The organism is Occultella aeris (assembly GCF_902703175.1).
GTDB classification, from domain to species: domain Bacteria; phylum Actinomycetota; class Actinomycetes; order Actinomycetales; family Beutenbergiaceae; genus Occultella; species Occultella aeris.
The window spans coordinates 182,131-208,719 of sequence record NZ_CACRYJ010000004.1; the positions used below are offsets into that span (position 1 = coordinate 182,131).

The 26,589-nt window shown below is 70.7% G+C and carries 25 protein-coding genes and 1 pseudogene; 15 read left to right on the plus strand and 11 right to left on the minus strand.

Annotated features, from left to right (window positions below; all coding sequences use genetic code 11):
- Positions 1 to 39 precede the first annotated feature (39 nt).
- Positions 40 to 1,134, plus strand: a complete 1,095-nt coding sequence (locus tag HALOF300_RS01045) for a hypothetical protein (RefSeq protein ID WP_156738793.1) — start codon at positions 40 to 42, stop codon at positions 1,132 to 1,134.
- Here the strand turns inward: HALOF300_RS01045 and HALOF300_RS01050 are convergent.
- The 5 genes from HALOF300_RS01050 to HALOF300_RS01070 all read right to left on the minus strand — a co-directional run bounded on the left by HALOF300_RS01050 (position 1,116) and on the right by HALOF300_RS01070 (position 5,403).
- Positions 1,116 to 1,913, minus strand: a complete 798-nt coding sequence (locus tag HALOF300_RS01050) for a YidC/Oxa1 family membrane protein insertase (protein WP_156738794.1) — start codon at positions 1,911 to 1,913, stop codon at positions 1,116 to 1,118. The genes HALOF300_RS01045 and HALOF300_RS01050 overlap by 19 nt on opposite strands.
- A gap of 122 nt (positions 1,914 to 2,035) precedes the next feature.
- Positions 2,036 to 2,344: a DUF6412 domain-containing protein gene (locus tag HALOF300_RS01055; protein ID WP_156738795.1), complete on the minus strand. Its 309-nt coding sequence runs from the start codon at positions 2,342 to 2,344 to the stop codon at positions 2,036 to 2,038.
- A 60-nt stretch (positions 2,345 to 2,404) separates the two neighbouring features.
- Entirely contained in the window at positions 2,405 to 3,550 is a 1,146-nt protein-coding gene (locus HALOF300_RS01060; protein WP_156738796.1) for a pectin acetylesterase-family hydrolase, read from the minus strand.
- Positions 3,551 to 3,617: 67 nt separating this feature from the next.
- A complete protein-coding gene (locus tag HALOF300_RS01065; protein WP_156738797.1) occupies positions 3,618 to 4,217 on the minus strand; it encodes a histidine phosphatase family protein in 600 nt (199 codons plus the stop codon).
- On the minus strand, positions 4,180 to 5,403 hold the full coding sequence (locus tag HALOF300_RS01070) for a PEP/pyruvate-binding domain-containing protein (protein ID WP_231954942.1): 1,224 nt from the start codon (positions 5,401 to 5,403) through the stop codon (positions 4,180 to 4,182). The genes HALOF300_RS01065 and HALOF300_RS01070 overlap by 38 nt, the downstream gene beginning before the upstream one ends.
- Before the next feature lie 67 nt (positions 5,404 to 5,470).
- Between HALOF300_RS01070 and HALOF300_RS01075 the strand changes: the two genes are divergently transcribed.
- Together HALOF300_RS01075 and HALOF300_RS01080 are read left to right on the plus strand one after the other, a co-directional pair.
- Positions 5,471 to 5,857 (plus strand): SANT/Myb-like DNA-binding domain-containing protein, encoded by a 387-nt coding sequence (locus HALOF300_RS01075; RefSeq protein WP_156738798.1) that lies wholly within the window; start codon positions 5,471 to 5,473, stop codon positions 5,855 to 5,857.
- Between the two features lie 2 nt (positions 5,858 to 5,859).
- Positions 5,860 to 6,495 (plus strand): transcriptional regulator, encoded by a 636-nt coding sequence (locus HALOF300_RS01080; protein ID WP_156738799.1) that lies wholly within the window; start codon positions 5,860 to 5,862, stop codon positions 6,493 to 6,495.
- Here HALOF300_RS01080 and HALOF300_RS01085 read toward each other — a convergent pair.
- Positions 6,455 to 6,910, minus strand: a complete 456-nt coding sequence (locus HALOF300_RS01085; protein ID WP_197522204.1) for a DUF402 domain-containing protein — start codon at positions 6,908 to 6,910, stop codon at positions 6,455 to 6,457. The two genes, HALOF300_RS01080 and HALOF300_RS01085, sit on opposite strands and share 41 nt — an antisense overlap.
- 202 nt (positions 6,911 to 7,112) lie before the next feature.
- Between HALOF300_RS01085 and HALOF300_RS01090 the strand changes: the two genes are divergently transcribed.
- From HALOF300_RS01090 to HALOF300_RS01105, 4 genes are all read left to right on the plus strand, one after another.
- Positions 7,113 to 7,556, plus strand: coding sequence for a methylglyoxal synthase (locus HALOF300_RS01090; RefSeq protein ID WP_133107194.1), 444 nt, complete (start codon positions 7,113 to 7,115; stop codon positions 7,554 to 7,556).
- A 92-nt stretch (positions 7,557 to 7,648) separates the two neighbouring features.
- On the plus strand, positions 7,649 to 8,068 hold the full coding sequence (locus HALOF300_RS01095) for a hypothetical protein (RefSeq protein WP_156738801.1): 420 nt from the start codon (positions 7,649 to 7,651) through the stop codon (positions 8,066 to 8,068).
- Positions 8,069 to 8,114: 46 nt separating this feature from the next.
- On the plus strand, positions 8,115 to 8,906 hold the full coding sequence (locus HALOF300_RS01100) for a deoxyribonuclease IV (protein WP_156738802.1): 792 nt from the start codon (positions 8,115 to 8,117) through the stop codon (positions 8,904 to 8,906).
- A 187-nt stretch (positions 8,907 to 9,093) separates the two neighbouring features.
- Positions 9,094 to 10,815, plus strand: a complete 1,722-nt coding sequence (locus HALOF300_RS01105) for a collagen-binding domain-containing protein (RefSeq protein WP_197522205.1) — start codon at positions 9,094 to 9,096, stop codon at positions 10,813 to 10,815.
- A gap of 75 nt (positions 10,816 to 10,890) precedes the next feature.
- Here HALOF300_RS01105 and HALOF300_RS01110 read toward each other — a convergent pair whose 3' ends face one another.
- A complete protein-coding gene (locus HALOF300_RS01110; protein ID WP_156738804.1) occupies positions 10,891 to 12,231 on the minus strand; it encodes an ABC transporter substrate-binding protein in 1,341 nt (446 codons plus the stop codon).
- Between the two features lie 129 nt (positions 12,232 to 12,360).
- Between HALOF300_RS01110 and HALOF300_RS01115 the strand changes: the two genes are divergently transcribed.
- Complete coding sequence (locus HALOF300_RS01115; RefSeq protein ID WP_156738805.1) at positions 12,361 to 14,163, plus strand: gamma-glutamyltransferase family protein; 1,803 nt, start codon at positions 12,361 to 12,363, stop codon at positions 14,161 to 14,163.
- Positions 14,164 to 14,266: 103 nt separating this feature from the next.
- Here the strand turns inward: HALOF300_RS01115 and HALOF300_RS01120 are convergent, their stop codons facing one another.
- Positions 14,267 to 15,214: a helix-turn-helix transcriptional regulator gene (locus tag HALOF300_RS01120; protein WP_156738806.1), complete on the minus strand. Its 948-nt coding sequence runs from the start codon at positions 15,212 to 15,214 to the stop codon at positions 14,267 to 14,269.
- 147 nt (positions 15,215 to 15,361) lie between these two features.
- On the opposite strand from HALOF300_RS01120, the gene HALOF300_RS01125 reads away from it, so the two are divergent.
- Positions 15,362 to 15,805: a hypothetical protein gene (locus HALOF300_RS01125; RefSeq protein WP_156738807.1), complete on the plus strand. Its 444-nt coding sequence runs from the start codon at positions 15,362 to 15,364 to the stop codon at positions 15,803 to 15,805.
- Between the two features lie 324 nt (positions 15,806 to 16,129).
- Here HALOF300_RS01125 and HALOF300_RS27195 read toward each other — a convergent pair whose 3' ends face one another.
- On the minus strand, positions 16,130 to 16,264 hold the full coding sequence (locus HALOF300_RS27195) for a hypothetical protein (RefSeq protein WP_408636714.1): 135 nt from the start codon (positions 16,262 to 16,264) through the stop codon (positions 16,130 to 16,132).
- Between the two features lie 274 nt (positions 16,265 to 16,538).
- Here HALOF300_RS27195 and HALOF300_RS01135 point away from each other — a divergent pair.
- From HALOF300_RS01135 to HALOF300_RS01160, 6 genes and pseudogenes are all read left to right on the plus strand, one after another.
- Positions 16,539 to 17,421, plus strand: a pseudogene (locus tag HALOF300_RS01135) (ABC transporter permease).
- Between the two features lies 1 nt (position 17,422).
- Positions 17,423 to 18,325: a carbohydrate ABC transporter permease gene (locus HALOF300_RS01140; RefSeq protein ID WP_156738808.1), complete on the plus strand. Its 903-nt coding sequence runs from the start codon at positions 17,423 to 17,425 to the stop codon at positions 18,323 to 18,325.
- Between the two features lie 37 nt (positions 18,326 to 18,362).
- Positions 18,363 to 20,039: a type 2 periplasmic-binding domain-containing protein gene (locus HALOF300_RS01145; RefSeq protein ID WP_156738809.1), complete on the plus strand. Its 1,677-nt coding sequence runs from the start codon at positions 18,363 to 18,365 to the stop codon at positions 20,037 to 20,039.
- Positions 20,040 to 20,115: 76 nt separating this feature from the next.
- Complete coding sequence (locus HALOF300_RS01150) at positions 20,116 to 21,159, plus strand: LacI family DNA-binding transcriptional regulator (RefSeq protein WP_156738810.1); 1,044 nt, start codon at positions 20,116 to 20,118, stop codon at positions 21,157 to 21,159.
- Entirely contained in the window at positions 21,156 to 22,328 is a 1,173-nt protein-coding gene (locus tag HALOF300_RS01155) for a Gfo/Idh/MocA family protein (RefSeq protein ID WP_156738811.1), read from the plus strand. Before HALOF300_RS01150 ends, HALOF300_RS01155 begins: the two co-directional genes overlap by 4 nt.
- A 4-nt stretch (positions 22,329 to 22,332) precedes the next feature.
- Entirely contained in the window at positions 22,333 to 25,269 is a 2,937-nt protein-coding gene (locus tag HALOF300_RS01160) for a glycoside hydrolase domain-containing protein (RefSeq protein WP_156738812.1), read from the plus strand.
- Here HALOF300_RS01160 and HALOF300_RS27665 read toward each other — a convergent pair.
- Together HALOF300_RS27665 and HALOF300_RS01170 are read right to left on the minus strand one after the other, a co-directional pair.
- Positions 25,202 to 25,360: a hypothetical protein gene (locus tag HALOF300_RS27665; protein WP_408636716.1), complete on the minus strand. Its 159-nt coding sequence runs from the start codon at positions 25,358 to 25,360 to the stop codon at positions 25,202 to 25,204. The two genes, HALOF300_RS01160 and HALOF300_RS27665, sit on opposite strands and share 68 nt — an antisense overlap.
- Positions 25,361 to 25,832: 472 nt before the next feature.
- On the minus strand, positions 25,833 to 26,501 hold the full coding sequence (locus HALOF300_RS01170; RefSeq protein ID WP_156738814.1) for a hemerythrin domain-containing protein: 669 nt from the start codon (positions 26,499 to 26,501) through the stop codon (positions 25,833 to 25,835).
- Positions 26,502 to 26,589: the final 88 nt, after the last annotated feature.

Consider the following 26,589-nt stretch of genomic DNA (forward strand, 5'->3'; position numbering starts at 1 on the left):
GGTACTCGTGCTGCGCCGCCTCGATGGCAGAGTTGGGGGATGTCCGAATCCGACGTCACCGCGACGCTGCGCCTCGCCTCCGCCGCCCTCGGGCGCCCACTGACCGACCCGATGCCGCTCGGCGGGTCGACCCGGTCCCTGGTGCTGCGGGCGCGGACGCCCGTGGGGACGAGCGTGGTCATCAAGCACTTCGAGCCCGACGGCGGCGGCGCGAACGGCGAGGACGGCGACGGCGCGTGCCGACGGGAGGCGGCCGGGCTGGCGCACCTGGACCACACCCCGGACCTGCTCGCCGCCGACCTGGCCGCGCGACTGGTGGTGATGACGGACGCGGGCTCGGCGCCGACGCTCGCGGACCTGTTGCGCGGCTCCGAACCGGACGCGGCCTGGTCCGCGGCGGCCCGCTGGGCCCACGCCCTCGGTGACCTGTGCGGCGGGTCGAGCTCCGCCGTCGAGGCCGTCACCTCGGCCATCGGCGAGAGCGCCGATCCCGGGATCGAGGCGAGGATCCGCGCAGGGGTTGACGCGATCGCCCGGGTGAGCGGCGCCGTCGTCCCGGATGACCTCGAGGCGGAACTCGCCGCCGTCCTCGGCCTGCTGAACGACCGGAGCGTGCTGGTGGCCTCCCCGGGGGACACATGCCCGGACAACGCGCTGCTCGAGCCGGACGGGAGGGTGGTGTTCCTGGACCTCGAGGGCACGGACGTCCACCACCCGGCTCTCGACGCCGCCTACACCCTGCTCCCGTTCGCGACCTGCTGGTGCGTCTACGAGCCGCCGCCCGGGTTCGTGGAGGACCTGCTCGTCGAGTTCACCGGCGGGCTCGCGGCACACCTGCCCGCGGTCGCCGCGGACCCGCGCTGGCCGGGTCAGGTCCGCACGGCCTGCCTGGGCTGGCTCCTGATGATGACGGGCATCCTGCTCAAGTACACCGATGACCCCGAGCGCCGGCTGGGCCCGAAGGACTCCCCAGCCCTGACCTTTCGGGAGCACGTGCTGCTCCGATGGCGCTGGGGCACGCGTCAGCTGGCCGCCGACTTCCCGGCCGCGACCGCGTTCCTCACCAATGCCGTCGCGGGCGTCGAACGGGACTGGGGCGCCCTACGTCCGGCCGGCTACCCGGCGTTCGGCTGAACCTCGCCGGTTGCCGCAGCCGGGGCGGGTGGGTTCAGGAGCCGGCGCAGCACCACGCGCTCCACCAGCGTCCAGGTCGTGGTGACCATCAGGTAGAGGGCGGCCGCGAGCGGCACGAACGTGGCGAACACCGCGGTCAGGAACGGGAGGAACCCGAGGATCCTGGTGAGCCCGGACAGGTCCGGCACCCCCGGCGCTCGCTCCGCCGCGGCCGGCACCGGCGGCGGCATCAGCAGCCTGCGCGAGGTCTGCGCGGCGGCGACGATGACCACGATGATCACGGCGTAGAGCAACCAGGTCAGGGGACTGGTCGTGCCCGCCCCGATGGCGCTGATCAGACTGGTGCCGAGCGGGTTGCCGAGCAGCTCGTTCTCGAGCAGGTGGTTGGGCTCGCCGCCGATCGTCGGGGTGATGAACAGCCCGTAGACGGCGAGCAGCACCGGCATCTGCAGTAGGACGGGGCCGAACCCGGCGAACGGGCTCGACTTCTCCTCGCGGTAGAGCTCGATCATCTTGCGCTGAAGGACCTCCGGCTGCTTCTTGTACCGCTTCTGCAGTTCGGCGAGCTTGGGCGCGATCCGGCGCCGGGTCCGCTCCGCACGGGCCTGGGACACCCCGACGGGGATGAGGACGGCGCGCACGAGCAGGGTGAAGACCACGATCGCGAGGGCAGCCGCGCTCCCGGCGGCGATCGGTTCGAGCAGGTCCGTCAACGTGGTGACGACGGAGTTGGCAACGGAGATGAGCGCCCTGATCGGCGCGAATTCGTACAGGTTCATGGGTGGGTCCTAGCGTCATACGGGCGGGTGGGGGCCGTATGGTCGCGCGGCATGACGCCGCCATGCCGATGCCCGACGGCGTTGGTCGGGCTTGCCGCCGGTCGTGGCGGTGGGGCTGGGCGTCAGTGCGTGGCGACCGCGAGGAAGCGGCCCGGTGCCCGGGGGCGCGGCTTGCCTGGCGTGTCCGGCGCGCTCTGCGGGCGCGGTTCGGGTGCGCGAGCGTGCTCGAGGCGCATCCGCGGGCCACGCAGGCCTCCGAAGGTAGCCGCCACCGCGACGTGGTTGAGCGTCGCGGCGAGCAGTGCCACCGCGGCCAGGCCAACGGCCCCGGCGACGGCGAGGGTGCCGATACCCTGCGCGGACACGTCGAAGCCGAGCACCACGATCAGGAATCGGGCGAGGTGCTCGAGTTGCTCGAAGATCTGCGGCATATGGCTCTCGGTGGTCCACGCGTGTCCGGTCGAGGCTAACACCGACGGCCGTTCGCCGAATCAGGTGCAGTCGTCGCAGTGGACGTCGGCCGGCGGGTCGCCGGTGGTCAGATCGCCGAGCCAGTCGACCAGCTGTATGCCGTTGACCTCGATCCGGTAGAAGTCCTCGAACTCGAACAGTCCGTGGCCTTCGCCGGGCGCGGTGTAACTGTGCACGGTCACCCCGGTGGCCTCGATCGCTTCCTCGTTGGCATCGATGACGGCGAGCTCGTCCGAGTTGGGCACGGGATCGAGGTTCGTCGGGTCGCCGCTTTCCCAGCCGGTGATCTCGACCGCTGCGTGAGGGTCGTAGGCGAAGTCGAAGCGGGAGAGGACCAGGTCGGGGTGGTGCAGGCCGGCCTGGCTCCAGAACGTCGGGACGCCCCATTGGCGAGCGGCGAGGCCTTCGACCGCCCAGCCAGGCATGGCGTCGTAGGCGCCCCAGGTCGTGTCGAGGATCTCGAGGTTGAAGTCAGGGTGGTCCGGCCAGGCGCCGGATTGGGCACCGAAGACTGTGACCTGCGCGTCCGGGAGCCGGTCGGCGGCCAGGCCCCCGTAGAGCGGAGCGGCGATCGACCCGGCGGTCTTGCCGATGACGACGACCTGGGCGGCGTCGGGGTAGTGCTCGGCGAGGCGGTCCAAGGCCGCGGTGCCGTTGGTGTAGCCGTTGTGCTCGACGGTCAGGGTGTCCGAGTACGTCTGGGAGGCGCTGCCGAGGTGCGCGTCGCCGGTGCAGCCGGCCACATAGATGAACGAGTAGTCGACAAATGGGTTGCTGCCGTTGTTGAAGTCGAAGATCCCTTCCTCGTCGAAGTTGTCTCCCGGACCATCGGACTGCTGGTTCCACGCATAGAAGTCGCTCTCTCCGGGAGGGCCCGCGCTGGTGAAGGCACAACTCGTCTCGTCCCAACAGACGCCGCCGCCGTTCAGGAACAGCACAACCCTGGTCGGGTCGGCCAGGCGGTCCCAGATGGCGAACTCGCTGCCGTCGGCGCAGTGGCAGTCACCTCCCAGCACGACCCGTTCCCACGCGGCGTCGGGATAGGCCGTGTTGTCAGCAACCGTGAGCCAGAGCGCAATGCCACCGCCCACGACGGCGATGGCCGTGACCCCGGCCGCGACGGCGCGCCGCCGGACATCCAGAGTCCTACGTCGGCTCTCGGCCATGACGGATGATCCTAGCGACAGCGGCCGAGAGATCGCCGGGGAACCTCCGTCTGAGCCAGGTCTCCATTCAGAGGCGAACCGTCCGCGGGAATCCGGTCCAGCGGAGCTCGGCGGGTAGATGGCTCATGTCGTTGAACATCTTGATGGTGGGCGGGAGGCCGGGTCGGTACTCCAGGACGGTCAGGGCTGTGTTCGCGCTGTCGAGGCCGAGCCAGCGTGCCGGCGGAGCCTCAAGCGCGTCGCGAACGAGCCACGCGATCGGATAGCTGTGCGTGATGAGCACCTCGTGGAGATCGGCACCGTCGACGGCAACGGCGAACCGTACGGTCAGGCTCCGAGCGACCCGGTGGCCGGCGGCGGCCTCGTCCGTGTCGTAGCCGTCGAAGAACGGCACCCAGGCGGGCGGCGTCTCCTCGGGCCCCGGAACGTAGGGCACGTGGTCGATGAGCTCCGCGGCGGCGCAGACGGGTGTTCTCTCCGGTAGCTGCCCGGCCAGTTCGTGCGCGCTCGCCTCGGCACGCGGGAGCGGAGAATGCCAGACGGCGTCGATCGGCAAGGAAGCGAGGCGGCGGCCGAGGAGCCGCACCTGTTCCCTACCTCTCTCGGTGAGCTCCCCGAAGGCATCGGCCTCACCGTGGCGTGCGAGGTACAGGAACCTGGTCGCCATGATCGTCCTCCGATGCGGGTCGTGGTGGGGTGACGGTCCCCTCGGTGCCGTTGATGCTGATGAGGTCGCCGTCATGGATCGCGGTGGTGGCGTCGGGCACGCCGAGGACGGCGGGGATGCCCTGCTCGCGGGCGACGATCGCCGCGTGGGACAGGACGCCCCCGGTCTCGGTGACGACGCCGGCGGCGATGCGCAGCAACGCCGTCCAGGCCGGGTCGGTGTAGGGGCAGATCACGATGTCCCCGGGCTGGACCCGCCCGAAGTCGGACGGTCCGCGCAGGACGCGGGCGATGCCGGTCGCGGTGCCGTGGGCGCCCGGCGTGCCCGTCAGCGTGGCACCGCGGGTGATGGGTAGCGCCGTCGGCAGCGGAGGAACGGGCGCCGTGATCGGCCTGGACTGCAGGGTCCAGAGCACGCCGTCGGCGAGTGCCCACTCGACGTCCTGGGGGCCCTCGAGCTCGGCGGCGATCCGGTGCCCGAGCGCGGTGAGGGCCAGAGCGGTGGCGTCGTCGAGCGCTGGTCGGGTCTGCTGGGGCTCCGGCACGTCGCTCGCCGTGACACCGGTGCCATCGCCACCCCGATCCAGGCGCGTGGCCTTGCGTCCGACGGTGCGCCTGATGGTTCCGTCCATGGTGATCTCGTAGGTGTCGGGGGTGACCGTGCCGCCGACCACACTCGGACCGAGGCCCCAGGATGCCTCGATGCGGGTGCTCGCGTCGGGGTGGGCGGGCGTGAACATCACGCCCGAGCTGTCGGCATCGACCATGCGCTGGATGAGCACGGCCATCGACCCACCCGCCGGCGACGCCGCGCGGCTGCTCCGGTACTCCAGGGCGCGGGCGGAGTGCAGCGACGTCCAGCACGTTCGCACGGCCGCCACGACCGCGGGCGCTCCCCGCGCGCCCAGCACGCTCTCGTACATGCCGGCCGCTGAGGCGTCCGGCCGGTCCTCGGCATCGGCCGAGGAGCGCACCGCCACCGTCGGGTCGCCGAGCCGGGCCAGGTGCCGGGCGACCGCGTCCCTGAGCGCGTAGGAGCCGACCGACCCGGCCCCGGCGCCGTGCACGGCGAACGGCACGACGAAGCCGTCGGGCACCGGCAGGCCCGCCCGCAGCAGAACGGCCAGCGCCGCCGCCTTGCCGCCGCAGGTAGCGGCAGTCGCGTCTGCGAGGCCCGTGAGCATCATCCACCCATCAACGAAACATTGGCAACATTGTGTTGACAACACTGTGTTGATTCTGCAGGATCGGGGCATGGCACGCAAGCACGAGGTCCAAGCGCAGGGCACCGACCAGACCCGGGCACGACGAGAACATGAGGCACAGGACCGGCTCCTCGCGATCGGCGCCGACGCGCTGGACCCACGACCATGGCGACCCGCCCCGGTGCCGCCCACCGCCGTCGACCTGACGCAGTTCGCGCTCTGGCGCTCGGCCGACCTCACCCCGGACGACCTGCTCAGCGCGCTCACCCTGCTGCCCGCGGCGCGGGCGGAGGTCGACGGCATGGAGGCCGGGCTGCTCTTCACGGCCCGCAGCGCGGGACTGACCTGGGCGCAGATCGCCGACGCGATGGGTTTCCGGTCCCCTCAGGCGTGTCAACAGCACTTCGCGCGACTCACCGACAGGCAGGGAGAGTAGCCATGGTCAGGACCTCGGAGCCGCGGCTGCTCGTGCTGCACGCAGTGCGACTCCTCGGGTTCGGCGACACTCCCGAGGTGGCCGACCGTGCCGGCACCGGCCGGCGCGAGACCGCCACACTCCTGAACGAGGCTGCCGACCGCGGCTGGCTGCAACGGTCGTCGTTCGCCGACGTCGGCGGCTGGTGGCTGACCGAGGACGGGAAGGGCGAGAACGAACGTGGACTCGCCCGGGAGCGGGAATCGGCCGACCCGGGTGGCATCATCGCGACCACCTACCGCGAGTTCCTCCCGCACAACGCCCTGCTCCAGCGCGCGTGCACCGACTGGCAGCTGATGCCGACCGCCGCTGGCCGGCTCGCCCCCAATAACCACACCGACACCGGCTGGGATGCCCGAGTCCTCGACGAGCTCACCAGCATCGGCGACGCGTTGGCTCCGTTGGACGAGCGCCTGACCGGCGTACTGGAGCGGTTCGGCGGATACCACGCCCGCTTCGACGCGGCCCTTGACCGAGCCCGCGGCGGTCAGGCCGAATGGGTCGACGGGACCGACATCGACTCCTGCCACCGCGTGTGGTTCCAGCTCCACGAGGACCTCATCGCGACCCTCGGTCTGGACCGCGGTGCGGAGGCCTGAGCGGGTCGGGCAGCTCGAGCAGAGGAACGACGGAGGCCGGCGGGAACGGTGGCCAGACGGCCAGTGCGTCGCTCCTGGTGCCGCCCAATCGCCGTTCCACGAAGCGTTGGGCGTTACGCAGCACCGAGACCGCGGTCGCACCATCGATGGAACCGGACGCCAGCGCATCACCCAGCTCGTCGAGGTCCAGAACCTCATACCGGCGCTCATCCGGGAACACCATGAGGTCGACGAAGCAGTCACGGATCTCGCACTCGGCACCGCGATCGAGGACGGTGACCAGATCGATGTACCAGGCTCCTTCCAGCGCACCCGTGTAGACGATGACGTACTCATGTGTGCGAAGCCCTCGACACCGTTGCCCGGTCCGGTGCAGCACCGTGACGGGCTCGAGAGCTGCGAGGCTGAGCGACACCCGGAGAACGCTACCCAGACCGGCCACCCATGCCAGGGAGATCCGGCCGCAGACGTCGACCGTGCCGGTAGCGCCACCTCTGGCGGGACCCGGTCGGCGTGAAACAGCCAGATGCCGTCGTAGTCGTGCGCGGGCATGTCACCGCACTGCAACATCGGGCTCCTACGCTGAAGTCCCACGACGTCGACCGACGGAGACCCCCATGCCCCGCCACATCGCACTCGTCGCCCACGACAACATGAAGGTCGAGCTCCTGCGCTGGGCGGAGTTCAACAGGGACACCCTCGCCGAGCATGTCCTGTACGCGACCGGCACCACCGGCACCATGCTCGAGTTCGAGCTCGGGCTGCCAGTGCACCGGTTCCTCTCCGGACCGGTCGGCGGCGACCAGCAGATCGGCGCCAAGATCGCCGAGGGCCAGATCACGATGCTGATCTTCTTCTGGGACCCGCTCGAGCCGCAGCCGCACGACCCGGACGTCAAGGCCCTGCTGCGGATCGGCACCGTGTGGAACGTGCCGATGGCGTGCAACGTGGCCTCGGCGGACCTGATGATCTCCTCCCCGTTGCTCGGCAGTGACTACGAGAACCGCCGCCCGGACCTCACCCCGCGTGCCTGGGAGGACGGCCGTCCCGCAGGCGGGTAGTGCTCCCCATCGGCAGTTGACCGTTCAGTCACCCGGAGCCGCTAGCCTCGGTTCTCATGGTCATCTGGAGAGGATGGGGAATCCTCGCAATCTTGTTCATCCCCCTCGGCGCGGTCGCTTTCGGGGGACTGTTCACGCTCATCCTCGGCGAGGAGAACTCCCTGCTCGGCCTCGGGCTCGGCCTGATCGTCGGCGGGGTCGCGTGCTTCTTCGCCGGCCGCTGGTTCCAGGACTGGGACGCGGAGCGACGCACGAAGAACTACATGGTCGCCCGGCAGGCCGAGGTCGAGGCGACCGTCGCCTCCGGCCGGTTCCAGCCGGTGCCCGGCTACCAGCCGCGCGACCACGCCGAGGCGCAGCACCTCGCCACGCAGATGCTCGAGCAGGAGCAGGGGACCGTCAGGAAGCAGCTGCGCAACCGGCACACGATCTTCTTCATCCCGATGCAGTACTTCGGGATCGTGCTCGCTGCCATCGGACTCATCCCGATCTTCCTCAACTTCACGAGCTGAGCGCCCGCCCGGCGCGGTGTCCGGGGTGGCGATTAGGCTCGACGGTATGACCGTCATCGGAGCCCACGTCGACCAGACCGACCCCATTGCGCAGGCCCGCGCCCGCGGCGCGGACGCGGTGCAGATCTTCCTCGGCGATCCGCAGGGGTGGAAGGGGCCGGAGGTCCGGTTCGACGGCGGAGCGCCGGCTCTCAAGGCGGCCGCCGCCGAGGCGGGAGTGACGTTGTACGTCCACTCGCCGTACGTCATCAACGTCGCGACCACGAACAACCGGATCCGGATCCCGAGCCGCAAGCTGCTCCAGCAGCACGTGAACCTTGCGGCCGAGATCGGGGCCGCGGGCATCGTTGTGCACGGTGGGCATGTGCTCGCCGCGGACGACCCGGCCAAGGGGTACGACAACTGGCGCAAGTGCATCGACGGCATGGACATGCCGATCCCGGTGCTCATCGAGAACACCGCCGGCGGCACCAACTCGATGGCCCGTGGCGTCGAGAAGCTGGAGCGTCTGTGGGCGTCGGTGCTCGAGGCCAAGGGCGGCGCCGACGTCGGCTTCTGCCTGGACACCTGCCACGCCTACGCCGGCGGCGAGGAGCTCGCCGGACTGGTGGGGCGGGTGAAGGCCGTCACCGGGCGGATCGACCTGGTGCACGCCAATGACAGCCGGGACGCGTTCGACTCCGGCGCCGACCGGCACGCCAACCTCGGCCAGGGCTCCCTGCCAGAGGCGGACCTGATCGACCTCATCCGCGAGGCCGGCACCCCGGTGATCGTGGAGACCCCGGGCGAGGCCCCGGAGCACGCTGCCGACATCGCCTGGCTGCGCGAGCGGATCTGAACCGTCGGGCGACGACCGGGCACGCGCAGGCGAGTCGTCCACACCCCCGACGTGCCGTCGTGAGCACGCCCGAGGGAGCGTGATCAAGGACACTCCCGGACCGGGACCAACGGCCGGATCTGCTCACATCTTCGGTGATCTGATGGATGTGGCGCACGGACGGACCGGCGCCAGAAGTCAGGGTGACATGAGCAAGAGGAAGACTGTCGGCGCGCTCGGTGCCGCGCTCGTCGCGGCACTCGCCGTGGCTGGTGCCGCAGCACCTGCCGGGGCCGCCGTCGGTGACGAGTTCAACCCGTTCGATGCGGCCGGCGGGTACAGCATCTACGCGCGCGAGAACGCCACCCTCGGCAATGCCGAGACCGAGGGTGCGATCGCCGTCGGTGGCACGATGAGAGTCCGCACGGAAGGCGGCGCATACGCCGTCCTGCACGTCTCGGCGGGGACCGGTGACTACCCGCTTCCGGTCGTCGACGGCGCGCCGACCCGGCTCCTGATCGGCGGCTTCGCGGCTGCGGACAACGGGCGGGTGGAGGTCACCGGCGCGGGCTCGACCGAGGCCGGTGCCGTGAAGATCGCGCCCCAGGCCGAGGATTCCCCCTTCGGGTTCTACGAGCGCGGCGGATGGATCCGCTACCGGCTCACGGACGCCGCCGACGCCGACCAGCCGCCGCTGATCGATGCCCAGGGTCAGGCCTGGCCCGGCGACGCCGCGGCTGCGTCCGCCGCGATGACCACCGAGCAGCCCAGCGTCGCCCGCTACGTAGAGTCGGAGATGACCTGGACCTACGACGAGGCAGCCCAGTGCCTGGCCGCCGTCACCGATCCGACGACAGGTCTTGCGAACCATGTCGGCCTCGCCGAGAACGCCGGTGACCGGGTGGTCCTGACCGACCTCGCCGCGGACCGGCCGAACGTGGTGGACTACACCGCCATCGCCGGCGCCGGGTTGATCCAGTTCAGCGGGACCGTGACCCCCGGAGCCGAGAACCCGCTCATCATCCGCGTGGAGCCCGGCACGGCCTTGGTGAGCGCACCACGGACGGACTCCTTCGCGTCCGCGCCGTACCTCATGTGGGACCTCTCTGCGCTCAGTGGAGCGGTCGAGGTCCGAGCCGCGAACTCGCGCATCGATGGCTCGGTGTACGCGCCGGACGTGGAGTTGACCGTGCACGCCCAGCCGATCGACGGCCAGATCATCGCCGGGAACCTTCATCTCAGCGATAGTTCCGGTGAGGCGCACGCCTACTTCTTCCGCGGCACCATCCCGTGTGGGCAGCAGCCCCAGCAGACCGGTGCGTTCATCGTGACCAAGCAGGTGACCGGCAGTGGTGCGGCCCTGGTCCCGGCCGACACCGAGTTCACCGTCGAGTACCGCCTCGCCGGTGCGGCACCGGTTGCCTTGACGCTCACCGCCGGTGAGACGTCCGCCGCGATCGACGGACTGCCTCTCGGTACCGAGGTATCGGTACGCGAGGTCGCGCCGGTGAACACCGAGGCGGTGACCTGGGGCACACCCGGTTGGAGCATCGGCGGTACCTCGACGGTGCCGGACGCGCAGGGTTGGGTGGCGTTCACCGTGGACGGCTCCACCGCCGTCGCGATCACCGTGACGAACACCGCGGCGCCGGTACCCGTCGACCCGACCGACCCGACCGACCCGACCGACCCGACCGACCCGATCGACCCGATCGACCCGATCGACCCGATCGACCCGGAGCCGGACACCGAGGTTCCGACCGTGCCCGGCACCGATGAGCAGGGCACGTCGGCTCCGGACGCCGACGGCCAGGTGACCGGGAGCATGCCCGCCACCGGCGCTGATCTCGCCGCACCGATCGTGCTGGCCGCCGCGCTCACGGCTGCCGGACTCGGTCTGCGCCGCATTGTCCGGACCCGGAGGTCCTGACCTCCGGCCAGGCCACAGTGCGAGCGGCCCGGTCACCCACGAGGGTGACGGGCCGCCGTCGGGCTCTGGCGTCTCCTATTCGGCCTGCGCCTCGTTGCCGGCGTCCTGGGCCTGCTGGAGCGCCGTCGGGACGTCGAGGCGACCGGCGAACATCTCCTCGAAGTACGGGCCGTACGCGGTCATGCCGGCCTGCACCCGCGGCCCGATGGGGGCCGCCGTGGTGTCGCCCTGGGCAGCGTCGAGGAACACCTGGGTGTCCACGCCCTGCTCGGTCCAGTAGTCGGTGAACGACGACTGCGCATCGGTCGCGGCCGGGAACGAGGCACCGTTCGCGCCGAGCGGGAGCTGACCCTCGGCCGAGCCGAGCCACGCCAGGACGGTTGTGGTCGCCTCGAGATTCTCGGTCGCGGCGTTGCCGAGCGCGGCCACCCCGTGCACGACTCCGACGCGCCCCTCAGGCCCTTCGAGCATCGGGGCAAGGCCCCACTCGAACTCGGCGTCCGCCATGGCCGGCAGCGAGTACTGGCCGGACTGGAAGAGGGCCATCTTGCCCTGCACGAACAGGTCGCGGGCGAGGTCTCCGTTCTGGCTGGTGTCCGCCGCGGAGGGGGAGACGTGGTGGGTGTTGATCAGGTCGACCACGTACTGGAACGCGGCCACGCCCTCGGGCGAGTTGAACGCGAACTGGTTGTCCTCGTCCTGGAACACCCCGCCGTTGGACGCGAGGAAGTCGATGTAGATCGCCTGCAGGTCGTTCTGCGCGTTGAAGCCGAACTGTGCGACGTCGTCGGGGTTGAACGCAGGATCGGCGGCGGTAACGCCGGCGGCGTCCACGGTGAGCTGCTGGGCGGCCGGCAGGAACGTGTCGTTCGTGCCGGAGGGGTCCCACCGCAGCGTGGTCGGGTCGATGCCCGCCGCGTCCACGAGGTCCTTGTTGTAGAACAGCGCGATCGAGTCCGAGAGCTGCGGCACACCCCACAGCGAGCCATCCCGGGTGTACAGGTCCACGATCGACTGGGTCCACTCGTCGTGGTCGTCGCCGAGGGTCTCGGTGATGTCGATCAGGTTGCCGTTGTCGGCGTAGAGCGCGAAATTCGACGTGTTCGCCCAGAAGATGTCCGCCATCGTGCCCGAGCCGATGTCCTGCGGCAGGCGCTCCCAGTAGTTCGCCCACGGAACCACCTCAACGTCCACGGTGATCTCCGGGTTCGCTTCGGTGAACGCGGCGAAGGACTCCTCGTACGCGGCCGCGGCAGCCTCGTCCCAGAGCCGGAAGGTCACGGTGGTGGACTCGCCGTCACCGGAGCCGTCGTCCCCGGAGTCGTCCGAGCTGCCGGGCGAGCAGGCCGCCAGCACCAGCGCGGTCGCCCCGAGCGCGCCCACGGCGCCGAGCAGTCGTCTCCTGCGGATGTCCATCGATCAGTCCTCTCGTGCCGGGCGGCATGCCCGTCCCACCCGGCACGCTAGCGCCGTCTGGCCGCCCGGCCCCACGGCGGTCCAGGTTGCGACCGAATCGTGATACACCGTCGCTGCGATACTGGCCTGATGTCCGCCAGCGCATTCACCACCCGCCCGGAGCTCCTCGGAACCTTCGGGATGGTGGCCTCGACCCACTGGCTCGCCTCGTCGGCCGGGATGGCCGTGCTGGAGGCGGGCGGCAACGCCTACGACGCGGCCGTCGCCGCGGGGTTCGTGCTGCACGTGGTCGAGCCGCACCTCAACGGCGTCGGCGGGGACATGCCCGCCATCTGCCACGACGCGAGGTCGGGGCGCACCTTCGTCGTGTGCGGGCAGGGCACCGCGCCCGCGGCCGCCACCCCGGAGGCCTACGCCGCGCAGGGCGTCGATGCGATCCCCGGCACCGGGCTGCTCGCCGCAACCGTCCCCGGAGCGTTCGGGGCGTGGCTGCTCATGCTCGAGCGGTACGGCACCCTTGGCCTGCGGGACGTGCTCGGCTACGCCATCGGCTACGCCCGCGACGGCTACCCGCTCGTGCGCCAGGCAGCGGACACGATCTCCGCGGTGGCCCCGGTGTTCGCCGAGCACTGGCAGACCTCCGCGCAGATCTACACCCCCGGCGGGCGGGCGCCCGCGCCGCGCTCCCGGTTCGCGAACCCGATGCTGGCGGACACCCTGACGCGTCTGGTCGCCGAGGGCGAGGCGGCCGGGAACACGCGCGAGGCACAGATCGAGGGCGCCCGGCGGGCGTTCTACTCCGGGTTCGTCGCCGAGGCGATCGACGCGTTCGCCGCCACCGAGCAATGGGACACGACCGGCACCCACCGCGGCCTGCTCACCGGCGCGGACCTCGACGCCTGGCGGGCCGGCGAGGAGGACCCGGTGATCGCCGACTTCGCCGGCGTCCAGGTCGCGAAGACGCAGGCCTGGGGGCAGGGCCCGGTCCTGCTGCAGCAGTTGCAGATCCTTGCGCAGGTCGACCTCGTCTCGATGGGACCGGGCTCGGCGGATCTGGTGCACGCCGTGGTGGAGTCCGCGAAGCTCGCGTTCGCCGACCGGGAGGCCTTCTACGGCGACCCGGACCACGTGGACGTCCCGACCGATGAGCTCATCTCGGCCGGGTACGCCGCTGAGCGCGCCCGACTCATCGGTCCGACCGCGGACGGGACGCTGCGCCCTGGGTCACCTGCAGGGCGGTCGGCGCGCCTTCCGCAGGCGGTACTCGCCGCGATGGCCGACGGCGGTGCGTGGCCGGATGGTCTGGCGACACCGCCGGCGCCGGGTCAGGGCGAGCCGACCGTCGCCCGCGGCGACACCTGCCACCTGGACGTGGTCGACCGGTGGGGCAACGTCGTGTCCGCGACGCCATCGGGCGGCTGGCTGCAGTCCTCCCCGGCCATCCCCGGCCTCGGGTTCGCGCTCGGCACCCGCGCCCAGATGTTCTGGCTGGAACCCGGGCTGGCGTCCTCACTGGCGCCGCGCACCCGCCCCCGGACCACCCTGAGCCCGAGCCTGCTGCTCGCCGGCGGGCGCCCGTACCTGTCCTTCGGCACTCCAGGTGGGGATCAGCAGGACCAGTGGACGGTGCCGTTCCTGATCAACCACCTGGTCTTCGGGATGGACCTGCAGGCCGCCATCGACGCCCCGTCCTGGCACTCCACCCACGGCCCGTCCTCGTTCGCGCCGCGGGTCGCGCAGCCGCGCGGGGTGCGCGCCGAGACCCGGCTCGGCGCCGACGTGCTCGCCGACCTGCGCCGCCGTGGGCACGACGTGAGCGACGCCGGCCCGTGGTCGCTCGGCCGGATCAGCGCGGCCGGGATCCGCGCCGACGGGATGCTGATGGCGGCCGCGAACCCGCGCGGAATGCAGGGCTACGCCGTCGGGCGTTGAGGCGACCCACCGCCGTCGGGCAGGGACGAGGCGACAGGCGAGCCACGCCGTCGCCGCGTCGACTCGGCGGACGCAGCCCTGCGGAAGTTGGACCTGCCCGGGCTCACGTGGAGCGGGCGAGGCGGGCCGACATGGCGCCGACCGCTGCCCTGAGCTCGTCGGGGCCCTCGACCGTGAAGTCCGCGTCGAACATGCAGAACCACGCGGCCAGCGCGTTGTACGTCCAGGAACCAGCCTCGACCCAGCAGGACTCCTCGTCGCGGGCGACCAGGGTGCCCTGCCGCTGGATCCACGAGGCCACCGTGGTGGCCGGCGCGTACAGGAGCACCCGGCCCCGCGCCGGCCACTGGGCGGCGCCCCGCACCTGGCTGCGTAGGTAATCGGCGAGATCCGCCTCGGGCAGCTCGCGCGGGGTGAACCGGGCGCCGTGCGGGGTCCGGAGCGTCATCCGGTCCGCTCGGAACGTCCGCCACGCCTCCCGGTCCAGGCACCACGCGACGAGGTACCAGCGGGTGCCCCAGCTGACCAGCCGGTGCGGTTCCACCCGCCGCAACGACGGCGTCCCGTCCTTGGCCACGTACTCGAACCTGAGCACGTGGTGGTCCCGGCACACCGCGCCCAGCTCCAGGAGCAGGTCGGCGTCGACCTGGGGCGCCTCGGTCACGGTCGGTACCGACGTGAACTGGAGCGCGTCCACGCGATGCCGCAGCCGGGACGGCATCACCTGGCGCACCGTGGTCAGCGCCCGCAGTGCCGCCTCCTCGATCCCGGCCACCCCGCTGCTCGCGGTCTGCAGGGCGACGGCGACCGCCACCGCCTGCTCGTCGTCGAGCAGCAGCGGCGGCAGCTCGGTGCCGGCGCCGAGGCGATATCCGCCGTCGGGCCCCTTCGTGGCCTGGACCGGGTAGCCGAGCTCGCGCAGGCGGTCGACGTCGCGGCGGACCGTGCGCGGGCTGACATCGAGCCGCTCGGCGAGGTCCGCGCCGGGCCAGTCCCGGCGCGCCTGGAGCAACGAGAGCAGCTTGAGCAGTCGTCCGGACGTCTCCCACATGTGGCCAGTCTGGCATTGGAAGCGGCCAGTACCTGTCCGCTTCCCAAGCCGCCTCGTCCGGCCGGATCGTTGCCGAACCGTCATAGCGGCGGGTCGCCCCCGCACCCTAGACTCGGGAGCCAAACGGTCGTCGGAGGGGTGGTCAGGGTGGCGCGATCCAGAGCGGTGTTGGCTGGGGTGTTCCTGTTCGGTGCGTTGCTCGGTCTGTCCGGGTGCGGCGGCACGGAGGAACCCGGCGGGGGCGATCCCACTGGCGGCTCCACGGAGCCGACGGAGGAACCCACTGACGAGACCACCGGCTCGGGCGACGCCGACGATCCCGCGGTGAGCGCCGCCGTCGACGACCTGGCGGACCGCCTCGGTGTGGACGCCGGCGACATCGAGGTCGGCACTCTGGAGTCCGTCACCTGGCGCGACGGCGCGGTCGGTTGCCCCGTGCCGGATCAGGTGTACACGCAGGCGCTCGTCGAGGGCCGGCGGCTGATCCTCACCGCGGAGGGCGAGGAGTACGCCTACCACGGCGCCGGCGAGGACGACCTGGCGTTCTGCGAGACCCCCGAGGAACCGCTCGAGACGGACGCCACCTCCTGATCCAAGGGGTCGCGCTGGTCAACTCTCCGGTGTCAGTGCACGTGCTGGGTTGCCCGGGATGCTGCCGAGTTGACCCGCGCGGCTCGGAGCAGTCCTGATCGCCCTGATCTGCAGCATGGCCGCTGTGCTCTGCTCGCCCACCGGAGCCGGACCTGGCGCGTGACATCGACGGTGCCGGCGGTGTGATCAGCGCTGCCCGCGACATGGGCGCTTGGCTGGCGATGCAGCAACGCGGGGGCTCACCACGGACGGCGCTCGTCTGCTCTCCGCGGACCTGGTGGCCGAGTCCCGTACCGTCCAGCCGAACGGCCGCTGGGGCGTGTCTCACAACCGTTTGTGCCAGATAGTGATGGCTCGCAGTACCGCCGCCACGCTCGCCGCCTCGGCCACGACCTGCAGCACGTCGGCCCGGTCGATCACCTCGGCGACGCCGCGGCGGACCACCCCGTGGTCGTCCACAGCATCACGGTGATGTCCCGATCCATGGCCCGGGCCTAGGGGCAGGTGGGCCACGAGCGCCGCGCAGAAGACGTGGACAGGTACTTGCGCTCGTTGCGGTTAATCGATTAGGTTCCTCGGAACTCGAACGATGCCGTCGACGGGACAGCAGATGATGCAGGTCACAACAGGCATATCGCAGCAGCCGGTCACCGCTCCAGACGGGCCGGAGCCTCCCACGCCCGAGAGGCCGCGTCGGCGGACGCTGCGGACGCGGTTGAGGCGTGACTGGCGGATGCTGCTGATGATGGTGCCCGGGGTGGCCGCACTGCTGCTCTTCTTCTACATCCCGATCCTCGGCAACGTCGTCGCCTTCCAGGACTATCAGCCCTATCTCGGCATCGCCGACTCGGAGTGGGTGGGCTTCGGGAACTTCGTCGATCTCTACGACAACCCGGACTTCTGGAACGCCCTCAAGAACACGCTGACCCTGGCGCTGTTCCAGCTGGTGCTGTTCTTCCCGTTCCCGCTGGCGCTGGCTCTCCTGGTCGACTCGCTGGTCAGCACCAAGGTCCGCCGCACCTTCCAGAGCATCGTCTACCTGCCCCACTTCCTCTCCTGGGTGCTGGGTCATCGCCCTCTTCCAGCAGGCGCTCGGTGCCAACGGGCTGGTCAACAACGGCTTGCGCACACTGGGGATGGACCCGATCGGTTTCATGACCGATCCGAGCATCTTTCCTCTGATGGCGACGTTCCAGGTGATCTGGAAGGACGCCGGCTGGGCGATGATCATCTTCCTCGCCGCCCTCGCCAACGTCGACGTCGAGCTCTACGAGGCCGCGGCTGCTGACGGCGCCGGCCGGTGGCGTCGGCTGTGGCACATTACGCTCCCCTCGATCAGGGCCATCGTGATCCTGCTGCTCATCCTGCGCATCGGCGACATCCTCAGCGTCGGCTTCGAGCAGTTCCTCCTGCAGCGCGACTCCGTCGGCGCCGGCGCGGCAGAGGTGCTGGACACCTTCACCTACTTCTCCGGCGTGATCGGCGGCAACTGGAGCGCCGGTGCCGCTGCCGGGCTCGCCAAGGGCGTGGTGGGGCTGGCGCTGATCATCGGCGCCAACAAGCTGGCTCACCGGTTCGGCGAGCCAGGGATCTTCCAGAGCCGGAAGGAGTCCTGACATGGCTCGCGACGTCACAGCGTCCACTCGCCCGGCGTGGAAGGAGAAGCCCTCCGCCGTCCTGAGCTCGACCAAGGCCGTCGTCGTGGTGCTCACCACCGCGGCGATCCTCATCCCGATGCTGGTGGTCATCTCGACCTCGCTCGCCAGCGAGGATCAGATCCTCGCGGCCGGCGGCTACGTGCTGTTCCCGACAGATCCCACCCTTGAGGCCTACCGCGTCCTGTTCCGCGGACCGTTCATGGTCCAGGCCATCGGGGTCAGCATCTTCGTCACCGCCGTCGGCACGGCCCTCGCGCTCTTCACCACCGTCACCATGGCTTACGCACTCAGCCGACCGGTGCTGTTCGGGCGGCCGGTGCTGTTCGCGGTGCTCTTCACGTTGCTGTTCGCGCCGGGCCTCATCCCCATGTTCCTGATGGTGCGCCAGCTCAACCTGCTGGACACCGTCTGGTCGCTGGTCCTGCCCGGTGCGATCAGCGCCTTCAACTTCGTGGTGATGCGCTCGTTCTTCATGTCGATACCGCGGGAGCTGCTCGAAGCTGCGCAGATCGACGGCGCGTCGGACTTCTACGTGCTGCGGCGGATCGTGCTGCCGCTGTCGAAGGCGGTGGTCGCCGTCGTCGGGCTGTTCTACGCCGTGGGGTTCTGGAACGCCTTCTTCAACGCCCTGCTCTACATCCAGCGGCGCACCGACCTGTACCCCATCCAGGTGATCCTGCGCTCCTACGTCATCCGCGGCGACTCGCTCACCGCCGACCAGCTCGGCGTCACACAGGTGCCGCCACCGCAGTCCCTTCAGATGGCCATCGTGATGGTGGCCCTCGTTCCGATCCTGCTCGTCTACCCCTTCCTGCAGAGGCACTTCACCAAGGGCGTCATCACCGGCGCCGTGAAGGGCTGAGTTGTCCGTCCGAGCCGTCACCGACCGAAGGAATCTCATGTCTCCCATCCGCACCACTCCCCGCCCCAGCCGACCTGGCGTCAGCCGCCGCAGCTTCCTCACGATCGCCGGCGCCGCCGGCCTGGGCGCCACCACCCTCGGCGGACTGACCGGCTGCGGCCCATCGGGCGGGTCGAGCGGGGGTGCCGCCGAGTCCGCCGACCTCACCCTTCCCACCTACCAGGAGGCCACCGGGGCCGCCCCCGACCTCGCCGGGACCGCTGAGGGCGTTCAGCCTGGTTACCTCACGTTCCCGCAGGACTTCGCCGCGACAACGGATGCGCCGCCGCTGGCCCAGACCGCCACAGGGCTGACCGAGACGTTCGCCACACCGCCGCCCGCGATGGGTCAGAACCCGTTCTGGCAGCGGCTCAACTCGGCTCTCGGTGGCGACCTCGACCTCATCATCGGCACCGACCCCGGCTACCCGGAGAAGTTCGCCACCATCCTGGCCTCCGACGACCTGCCCGACATGATGTGGGTGCCGCCGAACCAGGGCATCCCCAACGTCGGGCAGATGCTCGAGGCGAAGTTCACCGACCTCACCGACTACCTCTCCGGTGACGCGGTGCTCGAGTACCCGAATCTCGCTGCACTCAAGCCCAGCTCGTGGCAGACGGCGGTGGTCAACGGCAAGATCTGGGGTGCTCCGATCCCGTCCACCCCGTTCGGGCAGGTGATGTGCGCCAACCCCCGCGTGTGGGAGAGGGTCGGTGGGTTCACCTTCACCGACATGGAGGACCTCTTCGACAAGGCCAGCGAGATCAGCGACGGCAACACGTTCGCGTTCGAGCCTGCCGTCGTCAACGTGCTCAACGTGATCGGCCAGTGCTTCGGCGTCCCCAACGCCTGGCGGGTCAACGACGACCGCACCCTCACCCGGGCGAATGAGACCGAGGAGTACAAGGCCGCGCTGGAGTTCGTGGCCCGCCTCTGGGCCGCCGGGTTGATCTACCAGGACCTCACCCTGGCGAACCCCCAGCCACTGGTCGCCCAGGGCACGGTCGGCGCGTTCGTCTCCGTCGGCCCGATCGGCGTCAACCAGCTGCGCGTGCACGACCCGGAGCTGCAGGCCGTGCCGCTCGTGCCCTTCGCCGCCACCAGCGAGTCCCGAGCCTCCTACAACATGGGCTACGGCACCGTCGGGTTCACGCCGTTCAAGCAGGCGGACGAGAGCAAGATCCGCGAGCTGCTCGCCCTCGTCAACTGGCTTTCCGCGCCCTTCGGGAGCGCCGAGTACGTGCAGAAGCAGTTCGGAGCCGAGGGCGAGGACTGGACGCGTGACAGCGCAGGCGACATCCAGCCCACCGACTCGGCGCAGACCAACGTTCCCGGTCTGGTCAGCGCGCTCAACATCATGACCAGCTGCGAGACCGTCCTCTACACCCCCGGCTACGGCGACGACACCCGGGCCTCGCACGAGCTGGAGGGCCAGTTGCTCAAGCAGGCGATGTACTCGCCGGTCCGAGGTCTCTACTCCGACACGAACACCAGGGACGGCGCCAGCATCGCCGTCCCCGTGAGCGACACTGTCGTGGACGTCATCACGGGGCGGGCGACGATCGCCGACTTCGAGGCCGCGATCGAGCGGTACAACAGGGACGGCGGTGACAAGATCCGCGAGGAGTTCGAGGCGATCCTGCCCGACGACGTCCCAGTGACACCCACGGCCTGACCCCACGGCGCGACGCCGGACGGGTCAGGATGAACAGCCCCGACCAGTCCACCTAGAGCCAGCTTCGGATGGAGACATGACCGATATCGCCGATCGCGCTGGACCAGCGCGCCCCCGACGAGTGACCCTGCGCCAGGTGGCGGACCTGGCGGGGGTGTCGACAGCGACCGTCTCCTACGTGCTGTCCGGGAGGCGGGGCGGCTCGGAGGTCTCTGCCGAGACCAGCGAGCGGGTCCGGGCCGCGGCCGCCCAGCTCGAGTACGTACCCAACCAGGCCGCCCGCGCGGTCCGCACCGGCCGGACCGATGTGGTGCTGCTCTCGCTCACCATGCTCGCGGACCCGTGGAGCCAGAGCGTGATCGACGCGGTGGTCCCGGCCGTGCGTGACCGTGGCAAGACCGCGTTGGTGCTGCCCGACTCCGACTGGTGCACCGCCCTCGACCGGGTGCAGGCCGACGCTGTCTTCATCGACGCGGTGACGCCCGCACAGACCCCGCGGTTGCGTGCGCTGGCCCGTCAGCTGCGGCTGGTCGCCTTCTCCGAGACGCTCGATCCGGACGGGTTCGACGTGGTTCGCTCCTCGGACGTGCCCGGCTGTCGGATCGCCCTGGCGCACCTGCTGACGTCGCACGAGCGGATCGGTAGCCTGACCTCGGTCGGATCGAGCGGAGGCCGCAACGTCCGGCACGGCGTCTGGGAGAAGGCGATGCAGGATGCCGGGCTGCCCCACGACGACTCCTTGGTCGCCGAGTTCCGCGGCAGCTCGGCGAGCGCATACCGGGCTGCCATCGACCTCCTCAGCCGCTCAGACCGACCGACGGCGATCTACGCCACCACGGACTTCGCCGCGATCGCCGCGGTGAACGCCGCTCAGCGGCTGCGTCTCGACGTCCCGGGCGAGGTCGCCGTGATCGGCGTAGGCAACGCTCGTGAGACCGAGCTCGTCTCCCCCAGCATCTCCTCCGTCGGTCCCCGCGACCTGTTCACCTCGCTGGCCACGCTGCTGACGCGTCGTGCCCAGGGCGACGACAGCCCGGGCGAGCTACACGAGTTCGTCTGGGAGCTCTTCGCTCGCGAGTCCACGACCGGCACCACCGACCACATGAAGGCATCCTCGTGACCATCAAGATCGGCATCATCGGCTTCGGCCTGCGCTCCGGCCTCTGGCGCCATGCGCACCGCCCCGACCAGGGCGTCGAGGTGGTGGCGGCCTGCGACACCTCGGAGCGTGGGCGCGCGGACGCCGTCGCCGCGTTGCCCGCGACGGCACTGGTCACCGGTGACCTCGACGAGCTCCTCGGTCTCGGTCTCGATGCCGTGCTGGTGACCACACCCGACCACCAGCACCACGCGCCGACCATCGCGGCGCTCGAGGCCGGGTCTGCGGTGTTCTGCGAGAAGCCGCTCGGCATCACCGTCGAGGAGTGCGACGACATGCTGGCCACCGCGCAGCGCACGGGCAGTCGGCTCTATGTCGGTCACAACATGCGTCACATGCCCATGGTGGTCGAGATGCGCCGGCTGATCCAGGAAGGCAGGATCGGGCAGGTCAAGGCCGTCTGGTGCCGGCACTTCGTCGGCCACGGTGGCGACTACTACTTCAAGGACTGGCACGCCGACCGCAGCAAGACCACCGGTCTGCTGCTGCAGAAGGGTGCCCACGACCTCGACGTCATCCACTGGCTGGCCGGAGGGTTCGCCACGACCGTGGCGGCAATAGGCGACCTGATGGTCTATGGCGACATCACCGACCGCCAGGACCGGGGGCAGCAGCGCATGGGCGACTGGCACAGCCTCGACAACTGGCCGCCGACCGCACAGACCGGGCTGCACCCGGTGGTGGACGTCGAGGACATCTCGATGATGACCATGCGGCTCGACAACGGCGTGCTGGCGTCCTACCAGCAGTGCCACTTCACCCCCGACTACTGGCGCAACTACACCGTGATCGGCACCGAGGGCCGGATCGAGAACCAGGGGGACGGCCCGGGCGACACGATCGGGCTGTGGAACCGGCGACACTCCGGCTACGCCGAGCCCGACGAGACGTTCACGGTCCCGGCGGCCGAGGGTGGCCACGGCGGCGCCGATCCGCTGCTGATATCGGAGTTCCTGCGGTTCGTGAGCAACGGCGGGCACACTGACACATCGCCGGTCGCCGCGCGGATGTCGGTGGCGGCCGGGGTGGTCGCGACGGAGTCACTGCGCTCCGACGGCTCCGCCCGTCCAGTGCCGCCACTGCCCGCCGAACTGATCGACTACTTCGAGCGCGGTCAGGTGGAGGCTTGAGGACGTGACCGACCCAGGCCCAGAAGGCCATCCTGAACTGACCTGCGGCCTCGGGCAGTGGGACGCGTACGCCTACGGGAACCACCGGATCGTGGTGTCGGTGCTCGAGGAAGCCCCGTGTGTCCGGGTGGTGGTGCCGTGGCGCCGGCACGACCACGATCACCACCTGGTCGACACCTGGGTCGTCGCCGCCGGCGGGACTCGCATCCGGAACGTCGTCCGCGGCCGGATCGATCTCGACGCCGGTGAGCTTGCCTTCGAGCCGATCGCCGGCCCGGGCGAGTACCACGTCTACTACCTGCCGTACTCCCTCACCGGCAGCGCCCACTACCCGCGGGCCGCCTACCGGACCGTGACCCCGACCGCCGACCCCGCGTGGATCCATCGGACCGGACTGGGCGATGGCACCAGGTGGCCGGAGCTGCCGCTGGCGACCGCGGTGCGCTACGAGGCCAGGTCGGCGATCGACTCCTTCGCACCTATGGGGTTCGCGGCGACCGCCGCCGAGGAAGGCGCTCTCGCCGAGCGTTGTCGCGACCTCCCGTTCGTGCTCTACCCCGAGGACAGCAACCATCCCTTCGGCCGCGGTGACTACCTGCCCGCGCGGTGGAGCCGGGCTGAACCTGGGGCGCCGCTGCGGCTGGAGACCGACCGAGGTACCCTCCGGACCTTCCAGCTGGGCGTCTGGGCACGGCAGGACCTGAGCGACATCGAGGTCGAGGTCGGTGGCCTGCCGTTGCCCGCCCGACACCTCACCGGCGGCGGGACCGACGCCCGCGGCCGGAGCTTCTCGGCCGCGCTGCCCACCACCGCCGGTCACGCGCGGTCGTTGTGGATCGGGATGGAGGTACCTGCCGACGCCGCTCCTGGTCCGCACCCCGGCCAGATCGCGGTCACCGCCGGCGGAGTGCGCCAGGTCGTCGAGGTGACGCTCGTCGTCGGCGAGCGGGTCGTGACCGACGGCGGGATCGCCATCGACCCGATGGCGCGGCTCGGGTGGCTGGACTCCACCACCGGCCACGACGGCGAGGTCGTCCAGCCGCTCCTGCCGGTGCGACGCGACGGCGACCTGCTGCAGATCCTCGGCCGCACCGTGCAGGTCGGCGCGAACGGGCTGCCGAGCCGGCTCAGCTCGTCGTTCTCACCCGCCGTGACCGCGGTGGACCATGCGCCCCGCGAGCTGCTGGCCGGACCGATCACCTTCGACGTCGGCGCCGACGTGCGCTGGGGACCGGTCGCCTACGAGCAGCGCGTCCCGGGCCGGGTGACCTGGCAGCGCACCGGGCAGTCCTCCGAGATGCGACTGGAGCTGACCGGCTCGCTCGAGGCAGACGGCTGCCTGCAGCAGCGGATCGTGCTCCACGCCGACACCGACGCCGCGCTGAACCTCGACGACGTGTCGCTCTCGGTGCCGCTGCGTCGAGACGTGGCGCGCTACCTGATGGGTCTGGGTCAGCTCGGTCGATCCTGCCCGGACAGCCTCGACTGGACCTGGCAGGTGGCCACCGCCAACCAGGACGCGCTCTGGGTGGGTGACGTCAACGCCGGGGTGCAGGTGTCGTGGCGGGACCAGCACTACCGCAGGCCGCTCAACACGAACTACTACACCGAGCGGCCGTTGCTCGAGCCCGAGTCGTGGGGCAACGCAGGCCGCGGCGGCGTCCGGCTGCGCACCGAGGGCGACGTCCGGTCGCTGTCGGCGTTCACGGGTCCGTTGCAGCTGCCGGCCGGCGGCACCCGTACCTTCGATGTCCGGCTGCTGCTGACACCCTTCAAGCCGCTGACGCCGGAGCGGCACCTGAACGAGCGGTACGTGCACGCCTACACCGAGCCCGCCGCGGTCGCGACGTACGGTGGCAACGTCATCAACCTCCACCACGCCACCCCGGTGAACCCCTACATCAACGACCCGATGCGGGCGATCGAGGACCTGCGAGCGTTCGTCGACGAGGCCCACCGGCGCGGGCAGCGGGTCAAGGTCTACGACACCGTGCGGGAGCTGACGCGGCACGTGCCCGAGCTGGCCGCGCTGATCGCCCTCGACCACGAGGTGCTCGCGGCAGGGCCGGGCGGCGGTCACCCCTGGCTGCAGGAGCACCTGCCCGGCGACCATGTCCCCGGCTGGGTGGCCCCCGACGTCGAGGACGTCGCCGTGGTCACGACCGGCGACTCCCGCTGGCACAACGTCTACGTGCGCAGCGTCGAGCACCTCGCTGAGCACGTCGGCGTCGACGGGCTGTACCTCGACGACGTCGCCTTCGACCGGACCACCATGAAGCGGCTGCGCACGGTGCTGGCGCGGCACCGTCCGGATCCCCTGGTCGACCTGCACTCCGCCAACCAGTTCAACGCGTCCGACGGCTACGCCTCCAGCGCCAACCTGTATCTCGAGCTGTTCCCGTACCTGGACCGGCTGTGGCTCGGCGAGTATGTCGACTACGAGGGCACCGACCCTGCCTACTGGCTCGTCGAGGTGTCGGGTATCCCGTTCGGGCTGATGGGCGAGATGCTGCAGGACGGCGGCAACCCGTGGCGGGGCATGGCGTTCGGGATGACCGCACGGGCGCCGCGGGTGGACAACCGCCCGCTGTGGAACGCCTGGGACCAGCTGGGCCTGCCCGCGATGACGATGACCGGCTGGTGGTCGGCGGACGCACCGGTACGCACCGACCGTGACGACGTCCTGGCCACCACGTTCGCTGGCGACGGCCGGGCCGTCGTCGCGGTCGCGAGTTGGGCCCCGGAGCCGTGCGAGGTGTCCCTGGTCGTGGACGGATCGACGTTCGGGATGTCGATGGACGAGATCGTCGTCTCCGCGCCTGAGATCGCCGGGTTCCAGCCCGCGGCCCGCTACCGGATCGACGAGCCGATCCTCATCGAGCCCGGTCGCGGCCTCCTGCTGCACCTCCACCGGGCTCCGCCGTCGAGCGCCGGACGGTGAGCTCGACTGGCAGCGTGCGCAGGCCGGGCTCGGCAGGACCCGCACCCAGCAGCAGGTCGACGGCGGCGCTGCCCAACTCTGCTGCCGGCACCGCGACCGACGTGAGCGAGGGCGCGAGCAAACTGCTCTACGAGAGCGGAGTCCTGGCTCAGGCCAGCGGCTCGATCACGGCCCATGGCTCGCGTCGCGGCTCAGTTGCACGGGCCGACCAGCACCCAGCACCGCCGCGATCTCGGCCCAGCGGCGTGGGGCGTCCCGCTCCTCGACCCGCAGCCCGACCTGGCCCGCTCCCTCGGCGAGCGCCCGGTCGGCGGCCTCTGCGCGGTCGCGCAGGATCTCTGCTGGTTCGGCGCCGACCAGGTCGAGCCCGACGAGCCATTCGATCGCACGCGACTCGGCCCGCGCCTCTCGAGTGCCAGTTCCAGGCGACGCAGCACCGCTGGGTCGGCCACGGCAGCCGTGAACAGCTCCATGTCCAGGTATCCCGCTCGAGAGCCGAACGGCTCGATCGAGATCCACCCTCCTCGTCACAAGCCCAGGGGCGGGGCAGATCGGTCCATTCGTCAACCGGCGAGCCCGTAGACCTTCGCCCGGTGTGCCTCGAACTGGCGCCGTCCGACCAGGCTGAACAGCACCCTGGCCGGCACCGGCAGGTTCGCGCGCATCCAGGCCTGACGCTCCGCCGGGTCGTCGAAGGCGTCCAGCATCATCCCGAGCTGGATGAACTGGCGGTCCCGCGGCACCGAGGCGCGGCCGTGCTCACCGAGGACGTCCCACTCGGCCTGCGTCATCGACACCTGCGCGATCGGCAGGATCTGGTCCTCCTCCTGGCCGAGGTGGCGCAGCAGCGTGGCTAGCAGTTCGTCGAGCACCGCGGCGGCCCGCTCCCGGTCAGCGGCGGACGCGCCGGCCCGCCAGGCAGGCAGGACCTCGCGCAGATCGGTGATCAGGGCAGTGGCCTCCGCGTGCTGGGCCCGCATCTGTCCCACGTGCAGTGCGCAGCCGGGCGAGCGTGACTCGAGCTTGTCCCAGAGGAGGTCATCCTCGGTGTGGTGATGACCGTGCAGGCCGTCGGCGATCTCCGAGACGTGGTCGGCGACGATCGTGGCGCGGGGCACGTCACCCTCGGCCACGCCCCGGACGAGGACGGGTGCGTCGGTGAACACCCGGCGCAGGAGACGGTGGATGACGAACATGTCATCGGTGTTGCAGGTCAGTGCGGACGTGTCCATGCGGGACCTCTCGAACGTGGGCGAGCCGACCGGCTCGGGTGGGGAGTGAGCCGAGCGTAGGTTCGGGCGGCCGGGCGGGGACAGGGTG